This is a genomic window from Virgibacillus sp. LDC-1, from assembly GCF_030137545.1.
In the GTDB taxonomy this organism is placed as follows: Bacteria; Bacillota; Bacilli; order Bacillales; family Amphibacillaceae; genus LDC-1.
In genome coordinates, this window is sequence record NZ_JARUVL010000006.1 from 87,327 (window position 1) to 108,286 (window position 20,960).

Here is a 20,960-nt window from a genome sequence, read left to right on the forward strand (position 1 = left end):
ATCGTAATGCTCTCTAATTATATGCTGTCACTTCTTTACCCGTTACGGCAACGAACGAAACGCCCGCCTTTATCTATACTATATGACGTTTCAATGATGGAAAAAGTTTCAAATAATTTTGAAAGATTTTTAATTAGTTAGTTGCTGCTGATGAACAAGATAAGCAGCTCCAATAATACCTGCATCATTTCCAAGCTGGGCAAGCGCTAACTCACAAACATCGAATACTCTAGGTAAAGCATATTTTTGGAACGCTTCATTTATGTATGTTAATAACGTGTCTCCTGCTTGAGATACTCCTCCACCAATTAAAACTTTAGAAGGGTTCAGGAGGATGGCTAGATTAGCAATTGCAAAACCTATTGCATCAGTTATATGTTGAATGATTACCTGGCTTTCTTTATCTCCTTCAGCTGCACAGGCAAACACATCTTTTGTACTAATATAACCTTTACCTTGTAAAATTGCTGCGAGTTTTCCAGATGGTTGATTTTCAGCAACTTCTATTGCCTGACGTACAATACCAGTTGCAGAAGCAATTGTTTCTAAACAGCCCTTCCTACCACAATTACATGGGCTTCCTTCTGGATCAATGGTGATATGCCCTATTTCACCAGCTGTACCATTTTCTCCCGAAAGAATCTTTCCCTCCGCAATAATTCCTCCACCAACACCTGTTCCTAATGTGATGGCGATCAGGTTATTCGCATGCTTCCCTGCTCCAACCCAATTCTCCCCTAACACAGCAATATTAGCGTCATTTTCAACATATACAGGTAATTGGGATTGCTTTTTTAGTTGATCACCAAGGTCAAAGTTTTTCCAACCAATATTGACCGCCTCATACACCATTCCTGTTTTGGCATCAATAAACCCTGGGGCTCCCACACCAATACCACGTATTTCAACCATTGCCCACTTTTTCTCTGATAATTTCGCTTGAATAGAGCTCCATATTTCATCAACGATAAACTTTCCACCGTTGGCTTTATTCGTAGCTATTTGCCATTTATGTAGAATTTCTCCTGTCTCGTTAATAAAACCTATTTTTACAGAAGTGCCACCTATATCTATTCCTACTGTTATTTGCTTCATAACGTTCTTCCCCGCTTTTCACCTTGTATTTGTCTTGCTTCTTTTTTTAAAACAAGCGTACATTGCTGGTATTCAACCGAAGAAATAAATCCTGATTTAAAAAGCTCATATAACTCTAATTCCATTAGTTCAATATCTGCCAGTCGATCACCGACATAAATAAATATACCAAATCGTTTTAACACTTGTTGTACATCGAATACTGTTTGTATCATAACTACCTCACCAATTTTGATTATACCAAATAGAGAACAGGAAGGGAATTTCTATAAGAAAGGAATGTGCATCATATTTCGAGGACAAGCCGCGTATAATTAGACATCTTAGGAAAAGGATGAAGAATATGCGGAAAATACTAGGTTTACTTTTCATTTTAACGATCATTCTAGTCGTAAGTGTCACTTATGTTAATCAACAAGCAAAACAAGTGATCACTTATTTTCCACTAGATAAAAATGCTTCTTTTATAACAGGAAAAACGAAGTTAACGCTCGCTAATTCAACAAAGGATAAGAAACTACTTAGATGGGATATTCATTCTCAAACAGATGCTCCATTTTACTTACGACAAGATGTCTCCCTTTTGTATGCCAACGGTACATTAAAAGGTATTCGAAGTAAATGGAAAGAAAATACAGATACCATTCAAATGGAGGAAACAGTTCCGATTCAAAATGATACACTTTGGGAAGCTATTTCCTTTCATTATGGAGAAATTCACTACCCAAAGGATATCATTAAAAGTGTTCAAATGATGTCCGAAGACCAGTTATATACTGCAGAATCAAATAAAAAAGATATAACTAGTTTTCGTTCACCAGAAGACAACAGAGAAGAAAAACTAAAAGAGAATCTGGATAAAGTAACGAAGAAAAAGCTATTGCGCCATTGGCAAGACCTACTATCACATTTTAAATTAAATATTAATCAATATGATTCTATTCCGCTAACAAGCTTAGCGCAATATGAGAAGAAAAATTTTCCCGGCTTTACGCAAAAACAAACAGAACAAATAATTGGGCAGCTATGGGAAGGTCTTTATAAAAACTATGTAATTCCAGCATCTAATAATGAAGATCGTCCATCGCAAAGCTATGTGCCTCTTATTTTGATCGATAAGCAGCACACACAGCTCATCGTATTATTTGAGTTAAACGGAAAATATGAAAAACTAATTCAACAATTACCGGAATTTTAACGTAGTAGATCAAGATTCGCTTTCTTTATTAATCCTCTCCATTAATTTCTTGTATTGTTCATTATCCGGTTGAAGTGCATTCGCTTTTTCAGCATATTTAATCGCCTTTTCTTTATCATTTTGCTCATTATAAAGTATTGCTAAATTAAAATATGCCTCATGCATATTGGAATTAATATGTATACACTTCTCTAGGTCATCAATTGCCTGCTTATATTCCCCTAATTGAATATATGCATAAGAACGTTGAAACAGCAAAGGAGCTTCAAAGTCTTTAGGATTGTCTAATGCTTTAGAAGCTCGTTGCACTACTTCGCGATAATCTCCTTTTTGCTGGAGTTCATTAACTACTGTCAATTGATACTCTGGCGATTGAAGATTGTTTGGAATTCCGTAGAACAGCAATGCTCCAATTAACAAACAATAGGCAAGGATAGAAACGAGCTGCGTTCTTAGCTGATGCCTCTTCTGCGGTAAATGGACCATCCCCGCTGCAATAAATCCGGAAACAAGCCCTCCCAGATGCGCACTATTATCTACTTGGGGAACAATAAATCCAAATACAATATTAATGACAACTAACATTAATACATTGGTACCCATTGTTTGAAAAAAGAGCTTTTTATATTGGAGACCAAAAAACATTAATGCACCAAATAAACCGAATAAAGCGCCAGATGCTCCTGCTGCTACACTAGGAGAAAAAGTAAAACTTGCTATCCCCCCACCGATTCCAGCTAACATATAGATTACAAAAAAACGCCACTTTCCATAAATTTTTTCTACAACCGTTCCTAAATAATAGATTGCAATCATGTTTAACACTAAATGTAAAAAACCGATATGTAGAAACATGGAGCTTACTATCCGCCACCATTCCCCGTCTAATATAGCAGGATTATATTTTGCACCAAGACTAATTAACGTATCAATGGATTGACTGCCACCCTTCCATTCCAAAAGAAAGAACATGGCGATATTTAACGCTAGGAGAATATAAGTCAAAAACGGCTTAGCATAGGAAAAAACTTGTTTTTCCTCTTTTACTTTATTTTTAAACGCATTTACAATGTATTGTTTATAATCTTGCACAGAATCCGATAGATTTCCTTCTGTTAATCCTGAACCTTGCAACAAAGAAATATCCGGCATTAATTGCTGAAGCCTCGCTTGCTCTTCATGAAGATTTTGATCATCGAAATAAAAAACGTGCATCATAATAGATGTTTTATCCTTTAATTTCATCGGCCGTTTGAGCATTTCCCATTCATCTACAGGGCTATAGGAGGCGAAATAAATATTATATATTTCCATGCGCTTTCCACGGACTAACCGTTTCATGCCTTGAACACGCTGAAATACGCTTGCAATATCTTTTTTTAGATGGTTTTTCCAATTAAAATCCTGAGATAAAATTCGTACGAGATAGGACGTTTTATCAATATATTTTTCTAACCATACTTCCTCGTTCTTTTCATCAATAAAGAGTAAGTCATACTGATGTTCTGTGATTAATTGGTACACGAATCGATACATCCTATGTTGATTGTTGTTATACATAACGTTTCCTCCCTATCAACATCATATCAAATCTTTTTCCGAATAGCTTTGTAGAAGAACATCTTACAGCAAGGAATATCCTTCCATTTTACTATGTTACATATCCCATTCCTTTAGTATGACCGAGATAAACAGAAATTTAAAATAACAATAAAAAACCACTTTATTCTAGTTTTTTTCTAAAATAAAGTAGTTTAGATGAAGTTTATATTACATTTTCCTTAATGTATTTCTTTCTTGCCATTCGTTTGAAATAAGGCAGGAATTATCTTATTTTTTAATGCAGAAGGCTGAAGCGCAAATGAAACCGCAATACGACGTATCAGTCCAATTGCAAGCAATGTATTTAACAGGCGATATCTCCATTTATACAATAGTGAAAAGCTTGTTATTATTACAGTAAAAAAGACGAATCCTCTCACAAAAACACCCCTTTATTTGTTTCGTGGTGTTTTAGTTATTTACGCTATGGCCCAAATTATACATTAAGAACCGATATAGCGATCATAAAAGGAGCGAGCAACTAGCGTGTCCTCTGTCCCTTGAACAAGCACGCGTCCATCAGAAAAAATAACAAATGTAATTGATTCATCAAAGAGAACCTTAAGTAAAAACGGTGTCTTTTTAATAGTAGCAACACGCGATAATTTAGTTGCTAGTTCATCAAGATCAAAATGCGTTTCTTGATGAATTTGCACCGTATTCCTTCCACAAAGCACCGTTTCTTCTGAGACACCTGCTTTCATGAGAGCAGGAAACACACGCTTCTGACACGACGGACAATTTGAATCAGGCTTTGGAAATTTTAAATCGTATTGATGGTTATACCAAATGTCTATCGTCTTTAATGTACGTCGCAAATGCTTTGTATTATCGGTTAAGTATTTGAATACTTCTGTTACTTGTAAGGAAGAAATGATGTCCACAGCAGGAGCAATTACCCCGACGGTATCACACGTTTGATTTGAATTAGCTTCACCCTTAAACAAACAACGCATACACGGGGTCTCTTCAGGGATAAAGAAAGCTGTCATTCCTCTTGAGCTAACAACACCACCATATGAATAAGGAATATTTTTTTTATAGCATATGTCATTTAATAAATAACGCGTTGCAAAGTTATCTGTACCGTCCATGACTACATCAACGCCAGAAACGAATTGTTCAATATTATCGTTTGAAACATTTGCAACAAATGCTTCTATCTCTATCTCGCTATTAATGGATTGTAGCTTGTTTTTGGCAGCAATTGCTTTTGGTATCGATTGTGCCGCATCCGACTCATCAAATAAAATTTGCCGTTGTAAATTACTATATTCCACATAATCGCGATCAACTAAACGAATTTTTCCAATACCTGCCCTTGCTAATTGGTTACATATAACAGTTCCTAATGCTCCAGCACCTACAACTAGAACTGCACTATTAGCAAGTTTATCCTGTCCAGTTTGTTGAATTGGTTCAAATAACATCTGTCTCGCATATCTGTTCATCTTAATCCCTCACCGTCAAATCAATACACCATGTTCTGTTATTAAATGTTTAACAGGAATATCAAACCGCTCCACCGGAAGTTTTTGTTTTAACTGCTTTGTATGAAGCAATGATATGGTAGGCTGTTGAAAATCTACTAAATAACGATCATAGTAACCCCCACCAAAACCAAGTCGATATCCATCAACATCGAAAAGAATACCCGGCACAATAAGTAAGTCAATCTCGTTCTTTGCGACAAATGTTGTTTTGTTAGGAATAGGCTCACGTAAATGATGATAGACAATTTCTAATTGTGCTTCATCCTCATATGTATAAAATTCTAATTTTCTTGACTGTGGCAAGCATCTAGGAATACAAACCCGCTTTCCTTCTCTTCTGCATGCCTCAATAATTCTATCAGTATTCCACTCTTCACCCATAGAAAGCGTGACACCAATAGTCTTCGCCTTGGTCCACCAAGATGTGTTTGTTAAATAGTGCACTAATTTCTTTTCAATTTCCGCTCTATTCTCATTGGTAAATGATTGGAGAATGGCTAATCCTCGCTCACGCAGTTGTTTTTTATCCAGTCTATTTCCCTCCAATGAATCGTATACTTACCTAAATTATAGCTTATATTTTATAAATGGAAAATGAATAACACTTTAGTGTTGAAATGATGACAATGTCGATGAAAGGAATATGAAAGAGCTTATAAACAAAAAGCTTTCCATTTTAATCCTTTTCTTGCCAAAAAGTAAAGGATAACTGGAAAGCTTCTCGTTTTTATTTTGTTTCACGATGTAACGTATGTTTTTTAAGACGTGGACAATATTTCATAAGCTCAAGACGTTCAGGATTTGTACGCTTATTTTTTGTTGAAATGTAATTGCGATCTCCTGTTTCCGTGCAAGCTAACGTGATGTTTACGCGCATGAATTTTCCCTCCAAACTATCAAATCTTGCCATGAACATTCAAATTACTTCATATCAGACTTATTTATAATATCAAATCTTAACCAATCAATCAAGATGCTCTTGTTAAAATTTACTGTTTTCACTTTTGGTGTTGTATGGTATAACTAATATTGACTAATATTATGGAGGGTAAGAAAAATGATACTTGCAGGATTTGCCATTATTGGCGTAGCAATTGTTTTATTTGTCTATTCATTTTTTATGAAAGATAAATTTGACGAATTAGAAAATCAAATCGAACAATTATCGATTGCGACGATGCAGGATACATATCAAATGAAGAAAAAAATTAAAATATTGGAGGAAGAATTGCTAGGCGATGATATATCTAGCGAACTAGCGTATTCAAAGGAAACAAGCGTTTAAATCCTTCAAAGTGAGCAAGTAAAAATTAGAGAAAAGCAAGGTGACTAGAAGTGAAATATTTTATACGCTCGTTTTCTATAGGGCTCTTTACGGCGGGTCTCATTCTTCTCGCTGTATTTTACTTTTTCGATAACCCTGAAAAAGCTGCACAAAATATGTCAGTAGACGAAATGATCTCAGAAATGAAAGATAAAGGATATCGAGTCTTAACAGAATCAGAGTACATTACATTATCCGTAAATGGAGATACAAGCAAACAGGCTGTTAAGCCAGACTCTGGTGAAAACTCCAAAAAAGATAATGATTCACAATCAACAAAAGAAGATAATTCTGATAGCACAGATACAAATACAGCTAAAGATGACAAAGATCAGTCGAACCCTGTAGAAGAAACGAAAAAAGAAGAAGTAAAAACATATACAGTCAAGATTGAATCTGGCATGCCATCATCTAAAATTGGGGACATGCTTGAAAGCAATAAAATAATTGACGATGCTTCTAAATTTAATCAATATCTTGAAAAAGAAAATTACAGTACTCGCGTTCAACAAGGCGAGTTTAAAGTAAACAGCGGAATGAGCTTTTTTGAAATTGCAGAGGCAATTACAAGATAGATAAACTTAAATAAGCAGGCAGCTTTCTCCTATCGGAAAAGCTGCCTGCTTTCATTTATTATTCAGCTTATTCTTCTGATTCCGTCTCTTCTTTCGCATCTGTTACATTTTCTTTTGCACGTTCTTCCTTTAATTCAAAATACGTGTCTAAAATGCCTTTTCCAATCGTTTTGTTACTTGGATGCTGGCTACTGCTAAGTCCAGTATTTGGAATAATAACCGCAAAGGCCACTTCAGGATCATCATATGGAGCATAGCCTACTAATATGTGATTTTCTGTATCCGCAAGCTTTTTCCCATCTTTATATACTTCATTCTCTGCTGTACCCGTTTTCCCTGCTGCTTTATACGGTTCGTTCGCAAACACACTAGCAGTTCCTGTAGTAAAAACTCTTCTAAAACCTTTTTGTACGCGTTCAATATATGCATCTTTCATTTGAATTCGATTGAGTACTTCTGGATGAATCGTTCGAAAAACCGGTCCTACATCTTTTTCAGAAGGGCTAGGCTCGCGAATTTCTTTCACAAAATGGGGCTTCACGCGATATCCACCATTCGCTATCGTTGACACATATTGTGCAAGCTGCAATGCTGTATAGGTATCATACTGTCCGATAGAATAATGAAGTAAATTCCCTGCCAATGGTGCGTTCCCTTTAAATCCACTTGATTCATATGGGAAGTCAACTCCTGTTTTCACACCTAAGCCAAACTGACTAAAATAATTACGCATTTTTAAGAACGGATCACCCTTAAAATTGACGGGTGTATTATTTGGTGTCGAATATTCGCCAGCCATACGAAGTGCAATATGAAACATATATACGTTGGAGGATTTCTCTAATGCATATAAATCATCAACCCACCCCATATTTTTGTAAGACTTCATCGTAGGTGTACCTTTTATTTTAATTGGACTATCATATAATCGCGTTCCAGGAGAAATAACTCCTTCTTCATATCCTGCTAAAACTGTTGCTCCCTTTACCGAAGATCCTGGTCGATGAGCATCATATAACGCCTTATAATCCGCATTTTCGTATTTATTTGTTTTCCGGTTATAATGCTGTGCAGAAACACCTAATAGTTCCCCTGTTTTCGGATTCATGACAACGGCAATCGCATCTTCTAAATATCTGTTTAGTGATGGCAGCTTATTAATTGTTTTTTTCAATTCCTCACGAACAATTTTATCTAGCCTCTCTTGAAATTCCATATCAATGGTAAGCACAAGATCCTTGCCACGCTCACCTTTGACAACTGTTTCCATATCTACAACTTGCCCATTCTTATTTGTCGTATATTCGATTTTTTCCTTCCTACCACGAAGCACATCCTCATACTGCTCTTCTAAGCCACTAATACCGACACGGTCGTTCCTACTATAGCCTTTCGCTAAGTAATATTCCATGCTCTCACGAGGTATTCCTCTTTTTTCATCCGTAATGTTGCCAATAATGCTGCGCACTGTATCTTTATATGGATATGCACGATTCCAATCTGTTGTAGCGTTAATACCTGGCATTTCATTTAAATGCTCTGCTACACGAGCATATTCCTCAGGAGTTACTCCATTATTCTTTACAATTTGTGGTGTTAACGAATACGCTTTATCTAGTTCCTTTTTAATCAAGATAATTTCTAAATCCTGTTCATCATAATGACTAATTTCTTCTTCGGTAATGCGATCAAGAATAGTTTGATACTGTTCTCCGGGTTCCATATCTGCTGCTTCTTTTTGACTCAACCTTTTTTCTGCTTCATCGGAATGAAGCAAGTACCAATATTCTTTTTTATCACGATCTGTTATCCGAGCTATTTGTTTTTTCTTTTCTTTTGGATCTTTATCAAACATTGAAATGTATTTAGCAAGCCTTTCTGCCACTTCTAACCGATCGTCTGCTTGCACACCCTTTGGTGGCGTATACGTGATTGCATAAAGGGCTTCATTATCTACGACTACATTATGATTACGGTCATAAATTTTCCCTCGCGGTACAGGGACACTTGTAGTATCTTGAATTGTTCGGTCAATTTCTTCTTGAAAACTCTCCCCATTCAATATTTGTACAACACCAAGCTGTAATATCAATACTGAAAATAATATAAACACAACAAAAAATAATATATTTAAACGAAAAGGAAGCTGTGCTTTTTTCTTCTTTTTCTTTTTATTCATGTTACTCCCCCATTACCTTAAACTATATATTTCATTACATGTGTATTTTTAATTATAACATCTATTATAAGGGGAAGCTAAGACCTTTATCGATTTTTTTCATCTGTCATTTGATATTTGACTAATGTTTCCTTATTCGGAATACTTTTTAAATATATATCCTTAATAAAGAAGTAGATAAACAAATGACCTGTTCCAAAAACAAGCAACAGCACAGGAATAATTTTTTCTGCTTCTATAAGTGTAACTCCACCTATGAACACGAGAATGGAAACTACTCTTCCGATATTAACGTATAGCTCTCTTACTACGATATATTCTACTCTAAGCTCCTTTGCCTTCCATGCTTTCCCAATTACATCATAGGTTAATGAAAAGTATGGAACATTAATAATTGGATACGCAATTCCAATCAAAATGCCATAAATTATTAATGAAACATAGCTCAATTGAAACAGAATGATAATCAAAGAAAAATAAAGTATTACACTTCCAAATAATATAGCCTTTTTTCGTGAATGTGGTTTAATATATTTTGTTGCTAAAAAGTAAAACACAAAAGACAAACCGGAAAAATATAAATTAAACATTCCTAATGCGAGTTCACTATTTGTTACAAGGTAAATCCATATCGTTATAACAAATGTAAAAATCCCTTCCCGTAATCCTTGAAAGATATGCGCATTTAAAATACGCTTCCAATTATTATTCTGTTTTCTTTCTTCAAGCACACGTCGAAAGTAAAAGTCACCTTCTGCTTGACGTCGTTTTAGAAAGAAGCTGGCAGAAACAGCACCGATAAACAACAAAAACGATATGGTGAAAATAGTAGTATATCCTATATTATCTGGGAGATTTGCAATGATGAAGCCTGCGCTAAGAGGAGCAACCATACCTCCGAATGATTGTAGAATACCAAGAAACCCATTAAAAAAATCTCGCGTTTCTGGTTCAGTGATTTCAAAGGTAAGTACATTAAACGCTAACCAATAAAAGCCATAGCCAATTCCTAGTAAGCTTCCTAGCAAAAAATTAAACGTTGCAGCTTTCTCACCAATAATTAACACAAAGAGAAAAAAAAGCGATAAAAAAATAACCCCAAGACGAAGAACGATGATTCGATCGACCTTTTTGGCAATTTTTCCTGCAAAAATGAATGTAGTAGGTTGAAATAAAAAAATTGCCAGATTATACATAGCAATTGTTAAATAATCTCCTGCTTGTTTCCATAAGTAAACATTTACAAATGTATTTGAAAGGAATATACCCAAAGAATATAATCCACCAATAACTAAAAGTAGCACTAGATCTCGATTAATACCGTCTTTTCCGACAACGTGCTGGATAATTTTTTGCATGATTCATTGCTCCTTTGCTTTCACATTTAGTTTGAGCAATTCATGCACAAATATTCAAGAATAGACGTCACTTGTTTGAAACTAAGGAAATCACCATTGAAGCTGCCAAAAAAAATGAACATAGGAAGAATTCCCATGTTCATTTTAATTAAAGTTTATTTTGCTGCGTTATAATTTTTTGTTACTTCATCCCAATTTACTACATTCCAGAATGCTGCAACATAATCAGGACGCTTATTTTGATATTTTAAGTAGTATGCATGCTCCCAAACATCCAAGCCTAATAATGGCGTCTTTCCTTCCATTAATGGGTTGTCTTGGTTTGGCGTGCTTATCACTTCTAATTCGCCATTATTTAAAACTAACCAAGCCCAGCCTGAGCCAAAACGAGTTTTAGCTGCTGTTTCGAATGGTTCTTTAAATTTATCGAAGCTACCAAACGTTCCATTAATCTTATCAGCCAGCTCACCAGTTGGTTCACCACCGCCATTAGGGGAAAGTACTTTCCAGAATAAGCTATGGTTTGCATGACCACCACCATTATTACGTACTGCTGTACGAATATCTGCTGGAACTGCATCCATGTTACTAATAAGCTCTTCTAATGATTTGTTTTGAAGATCTGCATGTCCCTCGATTGCACCATTAAGATTCGTTACATACGTGTTATGATGCTTTGTATGGTGAATGTTCATTGTTTCTTTATCAATAGTAGGCTCCAATGCATCATATGCATAAGGTAGTTCAGGTAATTCAAATTTTGCCATAAATAATTCCTCCTCAAAATTCTTTAATATAAAGGGTAAGCTTACGTCCCTTTCAAAATTAGGTTATCAAAGGTTTAGAAAACTTGCAAACCATTTGCACGATAAAAATGGTGTTAAAGGAAATTTATGCACAAAAAAAGCAACTTATCGTTGCTTATAATCGTTAATGGTGGCTCGGGACGGAATCGAACCGCCGACACAAGGATTTTCAGTCCTTTGCTCTACCGACTGAGCTACCGAGCCATATAATGTATGAATTTTTTAAAATGTGTCCTCGCTCGTAAACTTATTTCGATGTCTTTTCAAGGAAGCATTCTTTGCTCGTCGTGTTGCATGCTTTTCTGTGAAGTCGCACTCCTCGCAAGCCTGCACATAGGTGCTTATCATGGAAGGTTGCGGCTTGCTCTACCGACTGAGCTACCGAGCCATATAATGTATGAATTTTTTAAAACTTGTCCTCGCTCGTTAACTTGTTTCGATGTTTTTCGAGGAAGTATTCTTTGCTCGTCGTGTTGCATGCTTATTCCGTGAAGTCGCACTCTTCGCATGCCTGCACATAGGTGCTTATCATGGAAGGTTGCGGCTTGCTCTACCGACTGAGCTACCGAGCGTTAATTCTTCTAATTACATATGTATGGAGGAGGTAGAGGGATTCGAACCCCCGCGGGCTTTGACACCCCTGTCGGTTTTCAAGACCGATCCCTTCAGCCAGACTTGGGTATACCTCCGAGATATTAATGGTGGACCCTGCAGGACTCGAACCTGCGACCGATCGGTTATGAGCCGATAGCTCTAACCAACTGAGCTAAGGGTCCGTTTATCAAATTATTAATGGGGCGATCGGTGGGGATCGAACCCACGGATGCCGGAGCCACAATCCGGTGCGTTAACCACTTCGCCACGACCGCCATAATGATGTAAAGTTGGTAGCGGCGGAGGGGATCGAACCCCCGACCTCACGGGTATGAACCGTACGCTCTCGCCAGCTGAGCTACACCGCCAAATTGGCTCCACAGGTAGGATTCGAACCTACGACCGATCGGTTAACAGCCGATTGCTCTACCACTGAGCTACTGTGGAAAAATATCAACATCATTTTTATTATTTGTCGTTTGCAAAGACATTTAGGAACTTATTCCCACTCACTCAATTGTGATTCCTAAACCATTTTTTCAAAATGACAACGAAATATAATTTATCACGTTCGACAAAAACTGTCAAGCACTTTTTTATCAACTATGTATTCGCATTCTTGTTATGACGACAATAATTACTATAGCATTTTCTAAAAGGGAATTCAACATAAAAATTATTTTCGGAAAACGATACGCTATACAGAAAATTAAAAAAGATAAGAAAGGGATGTTCCTATTAATCCCTTTCTTATAAAACATTTTAGTCTGAAAGTACTTCTTCAGCTATATTAACAGCATGGTCTCCTATACGTTCCAAATTACTGATAATATCAACGAAAACAATACCTGCTGAACCAGTACATAGGCCTTCATTCATTCGAATGATGTGTTTTTTACGGTAGGTTCGTTCCATTTTATCAATCTGATCTTCTTTTTGAATAACAGCTAGTGCTTCTTCTCTATTCATACTTTCGAGTGCTTTAATTGCTTGTTTTACCGTAAGAATTGTTAAATCAAACATATTATTTAAGTCTTCCTGTGCTTGCTCTGTTATCGTCACCTTATTTGAAATTTTATAATCAATGAGCTCGATAATATTTTCAAAGTGATCACCGATACGTTCAACATCTCTAACTGTATCCATTAGCGCAGTATGCTTTGCACTTTCTAACTCTGACATAGAACCGCCTGAAATCTCCACAAGATATTCGGTGATTTTTCTATCAAGATTATTTAACGCACCTTCAATTTGCATTGCCATTTCCGAATGCTTTTGCTGATGTGTTGTTAAATAAAGATTCGTTTCTTCAAGGCCTTTGTACGCATATTCACCCATACGGATGATTTCTGCCTTTGCCTGATCGAGCGCAAGTGTCGAAGATTGCTGAATAAAAATAGGATCTAAATGTTTCGGCTTATACTCTACAATTACATCTTGCCCAGGAATTAGTTTCGTGACTATCCAAGCCAATGCTCCAATGAATGGAAATTGAATAATCGTATTGGCTATATTAAAGCTTCCATGTGCAAAAGCAATCGTCATTTCTGGATTCAGTGAGAATTGTCCTTGAAGTAAATAAATAAACTTCGTAAACAATCCTAAGAACACTATAAATACGGTAGCTCCTACTAAGTTAAAGATTACATGTGTGTAAGCAGCTCGTTTTGCAGCAACAGAAGCTCCTAAAGACGCTAAAATTGCTGTAATTGTAGTTCCAATATTATCTCCAAAGAGAACAGGGATGGCAGCTTGTAATTCAATTGCTCCCTCCGCAAATAACCCTTGCAAAATTCCGATTGTTGCACTAGAACTTTGTACAATTAATGTAAATATTGTTCCAATAACTACACCTAAAATAGGACTTTGACTCATATCTAATGTAAGCTGTTGGAATGCCTCTAAACTTCTTAATGGTGACATCCCACTACTCATTAACTCCAAGCCAAAAAATAAAGCCCCAAATCCAAATACGGCTTGTCCAATTGCAGTTACTTTTTTATGCTTAAAGAAAAATAAAAGAAAGCTACCGAGCGCAATAATCGGTAATGCATACTCACCAATATCAATACCAATTATAAATGCTGTTACAGTTGTTCCGATATTTGCCCCCATGATAACACCAATAGCTTGTCTTAACGTCATGAAGCCCGCGTTTACTAGTCCAACCGTAAGCACAGTTGTTCCTGAACTACTTTGGATTAATATGGTAACAATTATTCCCGCTAATACACCCAAAAATGGGTTGCTTGTGAATCGATCCAAAATATCTCGAAGTCGATCACCAGCAGATCTTTGTAAACCCTCTCCCATATACTTTATTCCAAGAAGAAATATTCCTAATCCACCTATAAATTCAAATAGGAGTGTTTGAATATCAATTTCCAACGGTACTCCATCCCTTCAAATGCTAAGATTATATGTGACACCTTCTCCATTATTGTAAATTCATAACGCTTTGTAAAGTATCTTTCGACATACTTAACATTAAATTTACAATTAATTAAAATATATATATAAAATCATCCATTTCTATCTCATTGATTCCCCAAATAAATCTTTTTCATTCGAAGTGGCTTAAAAAAAGATCCATAAGCACATGCTCACGGATCTTTTTTATATTTAGTAATATTAATCTTTTATTGATACAAGAATTTTTGTTCCATCTACTTGATCAACAACAATATTGCTTCCTTTAGGAATCCATTGCCCATTTGATACTGCACTATAATCTTTTTGATTTATACGAATTGTACCGACCGGACGCAAATCTGTAAGTGTTATACCTTCTAGGTTCAATAACTTTCCATATTCTTGATTCATTGAATTGTAGCCTGCTTCATTTGTTAATTGATCTGTAAGTGTAATTTTAGTCCACATTTCTCTTCGTTTAAACACCTTTAAAAACAGAAAAGACATGCCTCCGCCTAATAATACGCCTAAAACAGCATAAAGACCCGCAGTGAAATTCGGAGCAGGAAGTGCAACAGCAGTAAGCATACTTGCTAAACCAATAGTCGCTAACGTTCCATCATTAAGTAGCTTTCCATCGATTATGATGAGTAATAATCCAACAAAATAAATAATAAGCATAAGCATAAGAGAGCCTGTTTCTAGATATACCGAAAAATATACAGTAATAAAACCAATTCCTAATAAGGCAAAAAAACCACGCATATTGACTAATATTTCACCTATTAAAAATAAAGTACCTAAGCCAGTTATTACAATTCCTATCCAATCCTGTGAAAAAATCTCCATCGAGGCCACCTCCATTACAGTTCATATTATAATACGTACCTTTATTATAATAGGTTTCATGAAAAGGGGCATTAAAATGAACTTTATTAAAAGATTAGCAATATATATCGTAATTCTTTTGCTTGCTTTTAGTATGTATCAGGATTTATTTAAAGAAGCTAATATTCCAAGACTACAAGATGACGAAATGCAACAAATAGGTTCCTTTTATGTAATTAAAAAACAAGTAGCTCCTGGTGAAAATGTGCTTTCAATTGTTGAGAAAGTAAATAAACAGGAAGAAATCGAAATCGATATTAAACAAATAATGCTTGATTTTAAAATTGCAAACCCATCTGTCAATCCATATCAGCTAACACCAGGAAAATATTACTTTTTTCCTGTTTATAGCGACGAAGTTCCCTGATAATGTTTTTTATAATACAAGAAAAGAGGCTATTTAAAGCCTCTTCTCCTTTATCTATACAAATGGACTTACAAATAAGGATATAACGATTGCGATAGCTCCAGCTGCAATCGCAATATTCCCTAAAGTTGTAACTCCGCGGTTCCGAGCTACAAACCCTACAATAATCCCTGCTCCACCGAAGATGATGGGGACCCAAAAAAAGGAAGCGATGGATAAAGCTAATGCTATCCATCCAATTGCACTCCCCGCTTCGTACGCTCTGTCGTCATCTCTATCGTTAATTGCCGCCCGGGTATTATTAGCAGTTAATTCTGCAGCTGTTTCTGCATCACGCTTACTAAATGATGATAAAGTAGTATTGGGCGTGTTGTAGTTAGCTGATTCTGCCGTTCGTTCTACATTATTCTCTCCATAATCGTTAAATTCATTTCGTCCTTTATAATCATCCATTCTGGAACCAACCTCCTTTTTAAAATTGAGGTGCATGCATAGTTTATGGATAACTGCGAAAAAAAAAGACGTTATTTTTTGGTAACAGACGTAAGAGCTCATTCGTACAAGATACATTTTTTCTTTTCATCCATATACTAAGACGGAACGTTTATTTATGAAAGGAGTTATTAGATGAACGACTTTATTAAAGAACTTGCATTAAAGAAAATAAAACAAACATCTCCTCGTGAAATCCAACAATATGCAAGAGAATATGGATTTTCGATTACAAGAAGTCAGGCGGAACAAATCTCAACATACATTCGCACACAAAAAATAGATCCATTTCACGAAAGCGGAAGGAAAAAAATGCTAAAAGACTTGGCGTTAATTACAGATGAAGAAACAGCAATGAAAGCGAATCAGTTATTTAAAGAACTTATCAAAACATATGGTCTAGAAGGATTTTTTGCATAAAGAAAAGGAATAATGCTCAAATGGGCACTATTCCTTTTCTTTTAAGCTTTAAGAATTTTTTCCTTTAATTGCTCATCAAATTTACCACTTTTAATCATTTCAATTTCAAAAAGATATGGAGCTTTTTTATTTTTCTTATCTTCCCCTACAAATGGCGTTTCTAAAATCTTGGGAATATCGGCAAATTGCGGATGTTGGATAACATAATGTAAAGCGTCGAACCCGATATGTCCAAAGCCGATGTTTTCATGACGGTCCTTTTGTGCTCCTCGTTCATTTTTACTATCATTTACATGAACAACTTTTATCCGATCTACACCAATAATTTTATCAAACTCATTTAAGACGCCATCAACATCGTGCACAACATCATAGCCTGCATCATGGATATGACATGTATCTAAACAAACAGATAACTTCTCATTATACGTGACCCCATCAATAATTTTGGCTAATTCATCAAAGCTTCTACCAATTTCTGATCCTTTACCTGCCATTGTTTCTAATGCAATCTGCACGTCGTCATCTTTTTCCAGAACCTCATTTAACCCTTGAACAATACGATTAATTCCTTCTTCAACTCCTGCACCAACATGTGCGCCTGGGTGAAGAACAATTTGCTTCGCACCAATAGCTTTTGTACGATCGATTTCATTTCGTAAAAAGTTAACACCAAGCTCGAAGGTTGCTGGCTTTTGAGTATTACCAATATTAATTATATATGGAGCATGAACGACAATATCGGTAATTCCATTCTCAGACATATGCAATTGACCTTGTTCAATATTTAACTCTTCAATTGGTTTTCTTCTTGTGTTTTGTGGCGCGCCAGTATAAATCATAAATGTAGTGGCACCGTAAGATAGTGCTTCTTCACTCGATCCTAAGAGCATTTTTTTCCCACTCATTGATACATGAGATCCTATTTTCAACATGCTTCTCCACCTCTCCTGCTAAAAAATTACTTCTTATATTTCTTTTTTCTAATTAACGTCTTTTTAATTTGCTCCTGCTGCTTTTTCATTTTCTTTTTATAGCCAGGCTTTACTTTTTTAGTTTTTCGTACTTGCTTCCAAGCTTCCTTTTCCACATCTGTTGTTGTTTTCGTACGAAGGTTTCTTTTATTCCATGGATGTGCTTCCTTCCACTCGCCATTTTTAACATCAAAAAAGCGGAAAGTTAGCCCTTTATCTTCTAATTTTTCAATGAGTGGGATATCGTCTTCTGTATACAAGCTAATTGCTGTTCCTTCTAATCCAGCTCTAGCCGTTCTTCCAACACGATGAATATAGAATTCTTCTTCTTTTGGAATATCGGCATTAATAACATGGCTTACCCCTTTAATGTCAATTCCTCGAGCTGCTAAGTCAGTTGCAACAATGTATTGAAAACGCAAATGTTGAATATCCTTTAACACTCTTTTTCTTTCTCTTGGACTTAATCCACCGTGCAATATTCCAGCATCTAGCCCTTTTTCCTGTAACTCACCAGCTAATTCATTGGCATGCTCTTTACTATTCGCAAATATCATCGCTAGATAAGGGTGAATGGTTTTAGAGATTTCCATGATCATATTTGCTTTATTTCGATGTCTTACCGCAATTAAACGATGCTCCATTGTTGTAGGTGAGAGTTCATCTCCTATTTTTACATGAAGCGGATTTTCTAAATATTTTTTAAAGAAATGTTCTAGCCGCTGTGGAATAGTAGCTGAAAAAACAAGTAGTTGAATGCTCGGTTTTGCCCGTAAAAGTAGTTGATCAACTTCATTTATAAAACCTAAATCCAACATTAAATCCGCTTCATCAATTACAAAAGAACTCGCAGTAAAGATAGATACTGCTTCTTCCTTAACCATGTCTAAAATTCTACCGGGTGTTCCAACAATAATATGTGGGGGTTCTTTAAGCTTCTCCATCATTCGCTGCTTATCTGTTCCACCAACCAATAATTTTGCGATCCATTTTTCTTCTTGATTTGAAAAGCGAATGATTTTTTTTACTTCATCATAGATTTGCATTGCAAGCTCTCTTGTTGGAGCTGTAATCACAAATTGAACCTCTCTTTTAGATACATCCATTTGCTGGAATAAAGGTAATAGGTAAGCATGTGTTTTGCCAGACCCTGTATGGGATTGACCGATGACGCTTTTCCCTTGAAGAATTGCAGGTATCACCTTTGTCTGAATCTCAGTTGGTTTCGTAAAATGAAGCTTTTCCAAGGCTTGCATTAATTCGGGTTTAAAAGAAAATTGCTCAAATTTATTTATCTCCATTATTTCCCTCCATTTTCGAAGATTGTTTCGTTAGTGTTGAATGCTTTATAAAAATTGAAATGGGTCTGTATTTACCGCAGAAGCGATAACGTCCACTCCATATGCAGAAGAAAGCTGCTTTAAAAAATCTTTCATGGACTGCTTCATTATTGCTTCAATATAATGACCAGGATCAATAATCCCTAATCCTCTATCCAACGCGTTTTGAGCAGTATGGAAGGTAACATCTCCAGTAATAAATACATCTGCTTTTTTATGGATCGCTTGTGGAATATATTTTTCACCACTACCTCCTAAAATAGCTACTGTACGTATGTTTTTCGATAAATTACCGACAACACGCAATCCTCGCACCCCGAGTGATTGCTTTACATGAGCAACGAAATCCGCAAGAGTCATGTCCTCTTCTAGCTCGCCGATTCTTCCTATCCCATAGTTCTTTCCTTTATTGCTAAGTAAATAGATGTCATAGGCAACTTCTTCATATGGATGGGCTTCAAGCATAGCAGCAACGGCACGAGAGACATTCTCTTCTGGTACTATCGTTTCTAGCTTTATCTCATTGACTTTTTCTAGTTGATTTTCTTTTCCAATAAAAGGACTTGTTCCCTCTAACGGCTTGAAGCTTCCTTCTCCTTCTGTTTGAAATACACAATGACTATAGTTTCCTATATGACCTGCCCCACTTTCGCTCAGTGCGTCCATCACGGAATCAACATGTGTTTTAGGAACAAATACAGCCAGCTTATAAAGTTTTTCCGTGAATACGTCTTCCATTACTCCTTTAACTTTAATACCCAGCTTTTGTGCAAGCATGTCATTTATCCCACCATCGGCAATGTCTAAGTTCGTATGGGCAGCATAAACGGAAATATTGTGAGAAAGTAACTTTTTTATAATTCTTCCTTGTATGGAATCAACATTTAGTTGCTTTAGCGGGTTAAAAAACATTGGATGATGAGCGATAAGTAAGCTTACGTCCTTTTCAATTGCCTCATCGACTACCGCTTCTGTCACATCTAATGTTGTCATTATCTTTTTCACTAAGTGGTTAGAAGAGCCAATTTGCAGTCCTACATTATCCCATTCATACGCAAAATGCTTTGGTGCCATTTGTTCTAATGCGCGAAATATATCGTTGTTTTTTAGTTGTTTATCCATCCTGTAAAACCTCCTCAATCCAATTTAATTCCATTTCAAATTGGGAAAGCTTTTCAACATTTATTTTTTTGGCATTTTTCATATCTGAAATAATTCGATTGTATTTTTTTCGTTCACTCTTCCACTTTTCATAGAAAAGCTTTGAACGTTCTTTTAAAAGGTGCGGTCCAAATAGAAGCTGCTTTTCATCAAGTATAATCGTTTCTTTTTCTTCTTTCCAACGATCTCCTACAATTATCTCATAGAAATGCCCGTTTTCTAGCATCAATACTTCGGCACTAATGTGAAATTGATGCTGTTGCATCCATCTGCGAACATCCCGTTCGTCAATATTTGGTTGGGCAATAATACGATTAACAAGAGATAGCTTATCTTTACCGTTTTCTAGTATATCTCGAATTAAAGAACCGCCCATGCCAGCAATAACAATTTGCTTTACTTCACCATCTCGTAATATTTGCAAACCATTCCCCAGTCTAGCGTCTACTGCATGCTCAAGCCCAAAATTTTGAATCGTTGCTAATGCGCTTTGATACGGGCCATGATTAATTTCACCCGCTATTGCTCGTGAAGATGAATCACACTTACAAACATAGCAAGGTAAATATGCATGGTCAGAGCCTATATCTGCAAACAGAGCGTTTTCGGGCAGAAAAGAAGCGACTGTTTTCAGCCGTTCGGATAATTTCAATTGCATGGACATTCTTGCCTCCTATTTATC

The 20,960-nt window shown here is 36.0% G+C and carries 22 protein-coding genes and 6 tRNA genes; 5 read left to right on the top strand and 23 right to left on the bottom strand.

Annotated elements, in window-relative coordinates; genetic code table 11:
* Positions 1–129: 129 nt before the first annotated feature.
* Together QBK89_RS07375 and QBK89_RS07380 are read right to left on the bottom strand one after the other, a co-directional pair.
* A complete protein-coding gene (locus QBK89_RS07375; RefSeq protein WP_284140401.1) occupies positions 130–1,095 on the bottom strand; it encodes an ROK family glucokinase in 966 nt (321 codons plus the stop codon).
* On the bottom strand, positions 1,092–1,307 hold the full coding sequence (locus QBK89_RS07380) for a YqgQ family protein (protein WP_284140477.1): 216 nt from the start codon (positions 1,305–1,307) through the stop codon (positions 1,092–1,094). Before QBK89_RS07380 ends, QBK89_RS07375 begins: the two co-directional genes overlap by 4 nt.
* A gap of 131 nt (positions 1,308–1,438) precedes the next feature.
* On the opposite strand from QBK89_RS07380, the gene QBK89_RS07385 reads away from it, so the two are divergent.
* Positions 1,439–2,293, top strand: coding sequence for a hypothetical protein (locus QBK89_RS07385; protein ID WP_284140402.1), 855 nt, complete (start codon positions 1,439–1,441; stop codon positions 2,291–2,293).
* A 9-nt stretch (positions 2,294–2,302) separates the two neighbouring features.
* Here the strand turns inward: QBK89_RS07385 and QBK89_RS07390 are convergent, their stop codons facing one another.
* From QBK89_RS07390 to rpmG, 5 genes are all read right to left on the bottom strand, one after another.
* Positions 2,303–3,853, bottom strand: coding sequence for a rhomboid family intramembrane serine protease (locus QBK89_RS07390; protein ID WP_284140403.1), 1,551 nt, complete (start codon positions 3,851–3,853; stop codon positions 2,303–2,305).
* Between the two features lie 221 nt (positions 3,854–4,074).
* Entirely contained in the window at positions 4,075–4,275 is a 201-nt protein-coding gene (locus QBK89_RS07395; RefSeq protein ID WP_284140404.1) for a hypothetical protein, read from the bottom strand.
* A 63-nt stretch (positions 4,276–4,338) separates the two neighbouring features.
* Positions 4,339–5,346, bottom strand: coding sequence for a ThiF family adenylyltransferase (locus tag QBK89_RS07400; protein ID WP_284140405.1), 1,008 nt, complete (start codon positions 5,344–5,346; stop codon positions 4,339–4,341).
* Between the two features lie 15 nt (positions 5,347–5,361).
* Entirely contained in the window at positions 5,362–5,934 is a 573-nt protein-coding gene (locus tag QBK89_RS07405) for a 5-formyltetrahydrofolate cyclo-ligase (protein WP_284140406.1), read from the bottom strand.
* A gap of 181 nt (positions 5,935–6,115) precedes the next feature.
* Complete coding sequence (rpmG, locus tag QBK89_RS07410; RefSeq protein WP_029271012.1) at positions 6,116–6,265, bottom strand: 50S ribosomal protein L33; 150 nt, start codon at positions 6,263–6,265, stop codon at positions 6,116–6,118.
* A 180-nt stretch (positions 6,266–6,445) separates the two neighbouring features.
* Here rpmG and QBK89_RS07415 point away from each other — a divergent pair, with 180 nt between their 5' ends.
* Complete coding sequence (locus QBK89_RS07415; protein WP_284140407.1) at positions 6,446–6,673, top strand: hypothetical protein; 228 nt, start codon at positions 6,446–6,448, stop codon at positions 6,671–6,673.
* Positions 6,674–6,723: 50 nt separating this feature from the next.
* On the top strand, positions 6,724–7,287 hold the full coding sequence (locus QBK89_RS07420) for a hypothetical protein (protein WP_284140408.1): 564 nt from the start codon (positions 6,724–6,726) through the stop codon (positions 7,285–7,287).
* Between the two features lie 67 nt (positions 7,288–7,354).
* Here QBK89_RS07420 and QBK89_RS07425 read toward each other — a convergent pair whose 3' ends face one another.
* The 11 genes from QBK89_RS07425 to QBK89_RS07475 all read right to left on the bottom strand — a co-directional run bounded on the left by QBK89_RS07425 (position 7,355) and on the right by QBK89_RS07475 (position 15,485).
* Positions 7,355–9,466 carry a peptidoglycan D,D-transpeptidase FtsI family protein gene (locus QBK89_RS07425; protein WP_284140409.1) on the bottom strand — a complete coding sequence of 704 codons (2,112 nt, stop codon included), beginning with the start codon at positions 9,464–9,466 and terminating at the stop codon, positions 7,355–7,357.
* 86 nt (positions 9,467–9,552) lie between these two features.
* The gene (locus QBK89_RS07430) at positions 9,553–10,824 is read right to left on the bottom strand and encodes an MFS transporter (protein ID WP_284140410.1); all 1,272 of its coding nucleotides are present in this window, start codon (positions 10,822–10,824) and stop codon (positions 9,553–9,555) included.
* A gap of 155 nt (positions 10,825–10,979) precedes the next feature.
* On the bottom strand, positions 10,980–11,591 hold the full coding sequence (locus QBK89_RS07435) for a superoxide dismutase (protein WP_284140411.1): 612 nt from the start codon (positions 11,589–11,591) through the stop codon (positions 10,980–10,982).
* Between the two features lie 167 nt (positions 11,592–11,758).
* Positions 11,759–11,834: transfer RNA gene (locus tag QBK89_RS07440), tRNA-Phe, on the bottom strand.
* 392 nt (positions 11,835–12,226) lie between these two features.
* A tRNA-Ser gene (locus QBK89_RS07445) sits at positions 12,227–12,319 on the bottom strand.
* Positions 12,320–12,329: 10 nt separating this feature from the next.
* Positions 12,330–12,406: transfer RNA gene (locus tag QBK89_RS07450), tRNA-Ile, on the bottom strand.
* 17 nt (positions 12,407–12,423) lie between these two features.
* Positions 12,424–12,499, bottom strand: a tRNA-His gene (locus QBK89_RS07455).
* A 16-nt stretch (positions 12,500–12,515) separates the two neighbouring features.
* Positions 12,516–12,592, bottom strand: a tRNA-Met gene (locus tag QBK89_RS07460).
* A 4-nt stretch (positions 12,593–12,596) separates the two neighbouring features.
* Positions 12,597–12,671 (bottom strand) — tRNA-Asn (locus QBK89_RS07465).
* Positions 12,672–12,986: 315 nt separating this feature from the next.
* Positions 12,987–14,612, bottom strand: a complete 1,626-nt coding sequence (locus QBK89_RS07470; RefSeq protein ID WP_284140412.1) for a Na/Pi cotransporter family protein — start codon at positions 14,610–14,612, stop codon at positions 12,987–12,989.
* A gap of 243 nt (positions 14,613–14,855) precedes the next feature.
* Positions 14,856–15,485 carry an NfeD family protein gene (locus QBK89_RS07475; RefSeq protein WP_284140413.1) on the bottom strand — a complete coding sequence of 210 codons (630 nt, stop codon included), beginning with the start codon at positions 15,483–15,485 and terminating at the stop codon, positions 14,856–14,858.
* A gap of 76 nt (positions 15,486–15,561) precedes the next feature.
* Between QBK89_RS07475 and QBK89_RS07480 the strand changes: the two genes are divergently transcribed.
* Positions 15,562–15,891, top strand: coding sequence for a hypothetical protein (locus tag QBK89_RS07480; protein ID WP_284140414.1), 330 nt, complete (start codon positions 15,562–15,564; stop codon positions 15,889–15,891).
* Positions 15,892–15,945: 54 nt separating this feature from the next.
* Here the strand turns inward: QBK89_RS07480 and QBK89_RS07485 are convergent, their stop codons facing one another.
* Positions 15,946–16,344: a DUF4190 domain-containing protein gene (locus QBK89_RS07485; RefSeq protein WP_284140415.1), complete on the bottom strand. Its 399-nt coding sequence runs from the start codon at positions 16,342–16,344 to the stop codon at positions 15,946–15,948.
* Positions 16,345–16,518: 174 nt separating this feature from the next.
* On the opposite strand from QBK89_RS07485, the gene QBK89_RS07490 reads away from it, so the two are divergent.
* The gene (locus tag QBK89_RS07490; RefSeq protein ID WP_284140416.1) at positions 16,519–16,803 is read left to right on the top strand and encodes a DUF2624 domain-containing protein; all 285 of its coding nucleotides are present in this window, start codon (positions 16,519–16,521) and stop codon (positions 16,801–16,803) included.
* A gap of 41 nt (positions 16,804–16,844) precedes the next feature.
* On the opposite strand, the gene QBK89_RS07495 is transcribed toward QBK89_RS07490, so the two are convergent.
* Genes QBK89_RS07495 through QBK89_RS07510 form a run of 4 tightly spaced genes read right to left on the bottom strand, consistent with a single transcriptional unit; the run spans position 16,845 to position 20,942 of the window.
* A complete protein-coding gene (locus tag QBK89_RS07495; protein WP_284140417.1) occupies positions 16,845–17,738 on the bottom strand; it encodes a deoxyribonuclease IV in 894 nt (297 codons plus the stop codon).
* Positions 17,739–17,764: 26 nt separating this feature from the next.
* On the bottom strand, positions 17,765–19,078 hold the full coding sequence (locus QBK89_RS07500) for a DEAD/DEAH box helicase (protein ID WP_284140418.1): 1,314 nt from the start codon (positions 19,076–19,078) through the stop codon (positions 17,765–17,767).
* 45 nt (positions 19,079–19,123) lie between these two features.
* Positions 19,124–20,239, bottom strand: coding sequence for a Nif3-like dinuclear metal center hexameric protein (locus tag QBK89_RS07505; RefSeq protein ID WP_284140419.1), 1,116 nt, complete (start codon positions 20,237–20,239; stop codon positions 19,124–19,126).
* Positions 20,232–20,942 (bottom strand): tRNA (adenine(22)-N(1))-methyltransferase, encoded by a 711-nt coding sequence (locus QBK89_RS07510; protein ID WP_284140420.1) that lies wholly within the window; start codon positions 20,940–20,942, stop codon positions 20,232–20,234. The genes QBK89_RS07505 and QBK89_RS07510 overlap by 8 nt, the downstream gene beginning before the upstream one ends.
* Between the last annotated feature and the right edge of the window lie 18 nt (positions 20,943–20,960).

What these genes read in the sequence shown, in the direction of transcription:
- QBK89_RS07375 (WP_284140401.1), bottom strand. Translation starts at nt 1,095, where the DNA reads ATGAAGCAAATAACAGTAGGAATAGATATAGGTGGCACTTCTGTAAAA.
- QBK89_RS07385 (WP_284140402.1), top strand. Translation starts at nt 1,439, where the DNA reads ATGCGGAAAATACTAGGTTTACTTTTCATTTTAACGATCATTCTAGTC.
- QBK89_RS07390 (WP_284140403.1), bottom strand. Translation starts at nt 3,853, where the DNA reads ATGTATAACAACAATCAACATAGGATGTATCGATTCGTGTACCAATTA.
- QBK89_RS07400 (WP_284140405.1), bottom strand. Translation starts at nt 5,346, where the DNA reads ATGAACAGATATGCGAGACAGATGTTATTTGAACCAATTCAACAAACT.
- rpmG (WP_029271012.1), bottom strand. Translation starts at nt 6,265, where the DNA reads ATGCGCGTAAACATCACGTTAGCTTGCACGGAAACAGGAGATCGCAAT.
- QBK89_RS07415 (WP_284140407.1), top strand. Translation starts at nt 6,446, where the DNA reads ATGATACTTGCAGGATTTGCCATTATTGGCGTAGCAATTGTTTTATTT.
- QBK89_RS07425 (WP_284140409.1), bottom strand. Translation starts at nt 9,466, where the DNA reads ATGAATAAAAAGAAAAAGAAGAAAAAAGCACAGCTTCCTTTTCGTTTA.
- QBK89_RS07430 (WP_284140410.1), bottom strand. Translation starts at nt 10,824, where the DNA reads ATGCAAAAAATTATCCAGCACGTTGTCGGAAAAGACGGTATTAATCGA.
- QBK89_RS07435 (WP_284140411.1), bottom strand. Translation starts at nt 11,591, where the DNA reads ATGGCAAAATTTGAATTACCTGAACTACCTTATGCATATGATGCATTG.
- QBK89_RS07475 (WP_284140413.1), bottom strand. Translation starts at nt 15,485, where the DNA reads ATGGAGATTTTTTCACAGGATTGGATAGGAATTGTAATAACTGGCTTA.
- QBK89_RS07480 (WP_284140414.1), top strand. Translation starts at nt 15,562, where the DNA reads ATGAACTTTATTAAAAGATTAGCAATATATATCGTAATTCTTTTGCTT.
- QBK89_RS07485 (WP_284140415.1), bottom strand. Translation starts at nt 16,344, where the DNA reads ATGGATGATTATAAAGGACGAAATGAATTTAACGATTATGGAGAGAAT.
- QBK89_RS07490 (WP_284140416.1), top strand. Translation starts at nt 16,519, where the DNA reads ATGAACGACTTTATTAAAGAACTTGCATTAAAGAAAATAAAACAAACA.
- QBK89_RS07495 (WP_284140417.1), bottom strand. Translation starts at nt 17,738, where the DNA reads ATGTTGAAAATAGGATCTCATGTATCAATGAGTGGGAAAAAAATGCTC.
- QBK89_RS07500 (WP_284140418.1), bottom strand. Translation starts at nt 19,078, where the DNA reads ATGGAGATAAATAAATTTGAGCAATTTTCTTTTAAACCCGAATTAATG.
- QBK89_RS07505 (WP_284140419.1), bottom strand. Translation starts at nt 20,239, where the DNA reads ATGGATAAACAACTAAAAAACAACGATATATTTCGCGCATTAGAACAA.
- QBK89_RS07510 (WP_284140420.1), bottom strand. Translation starts at nt 20,942, where the DNA reads ATGTCCATGCAATTGAAATTATCCGAACGGCTGAAAACAGTCGCTTCT.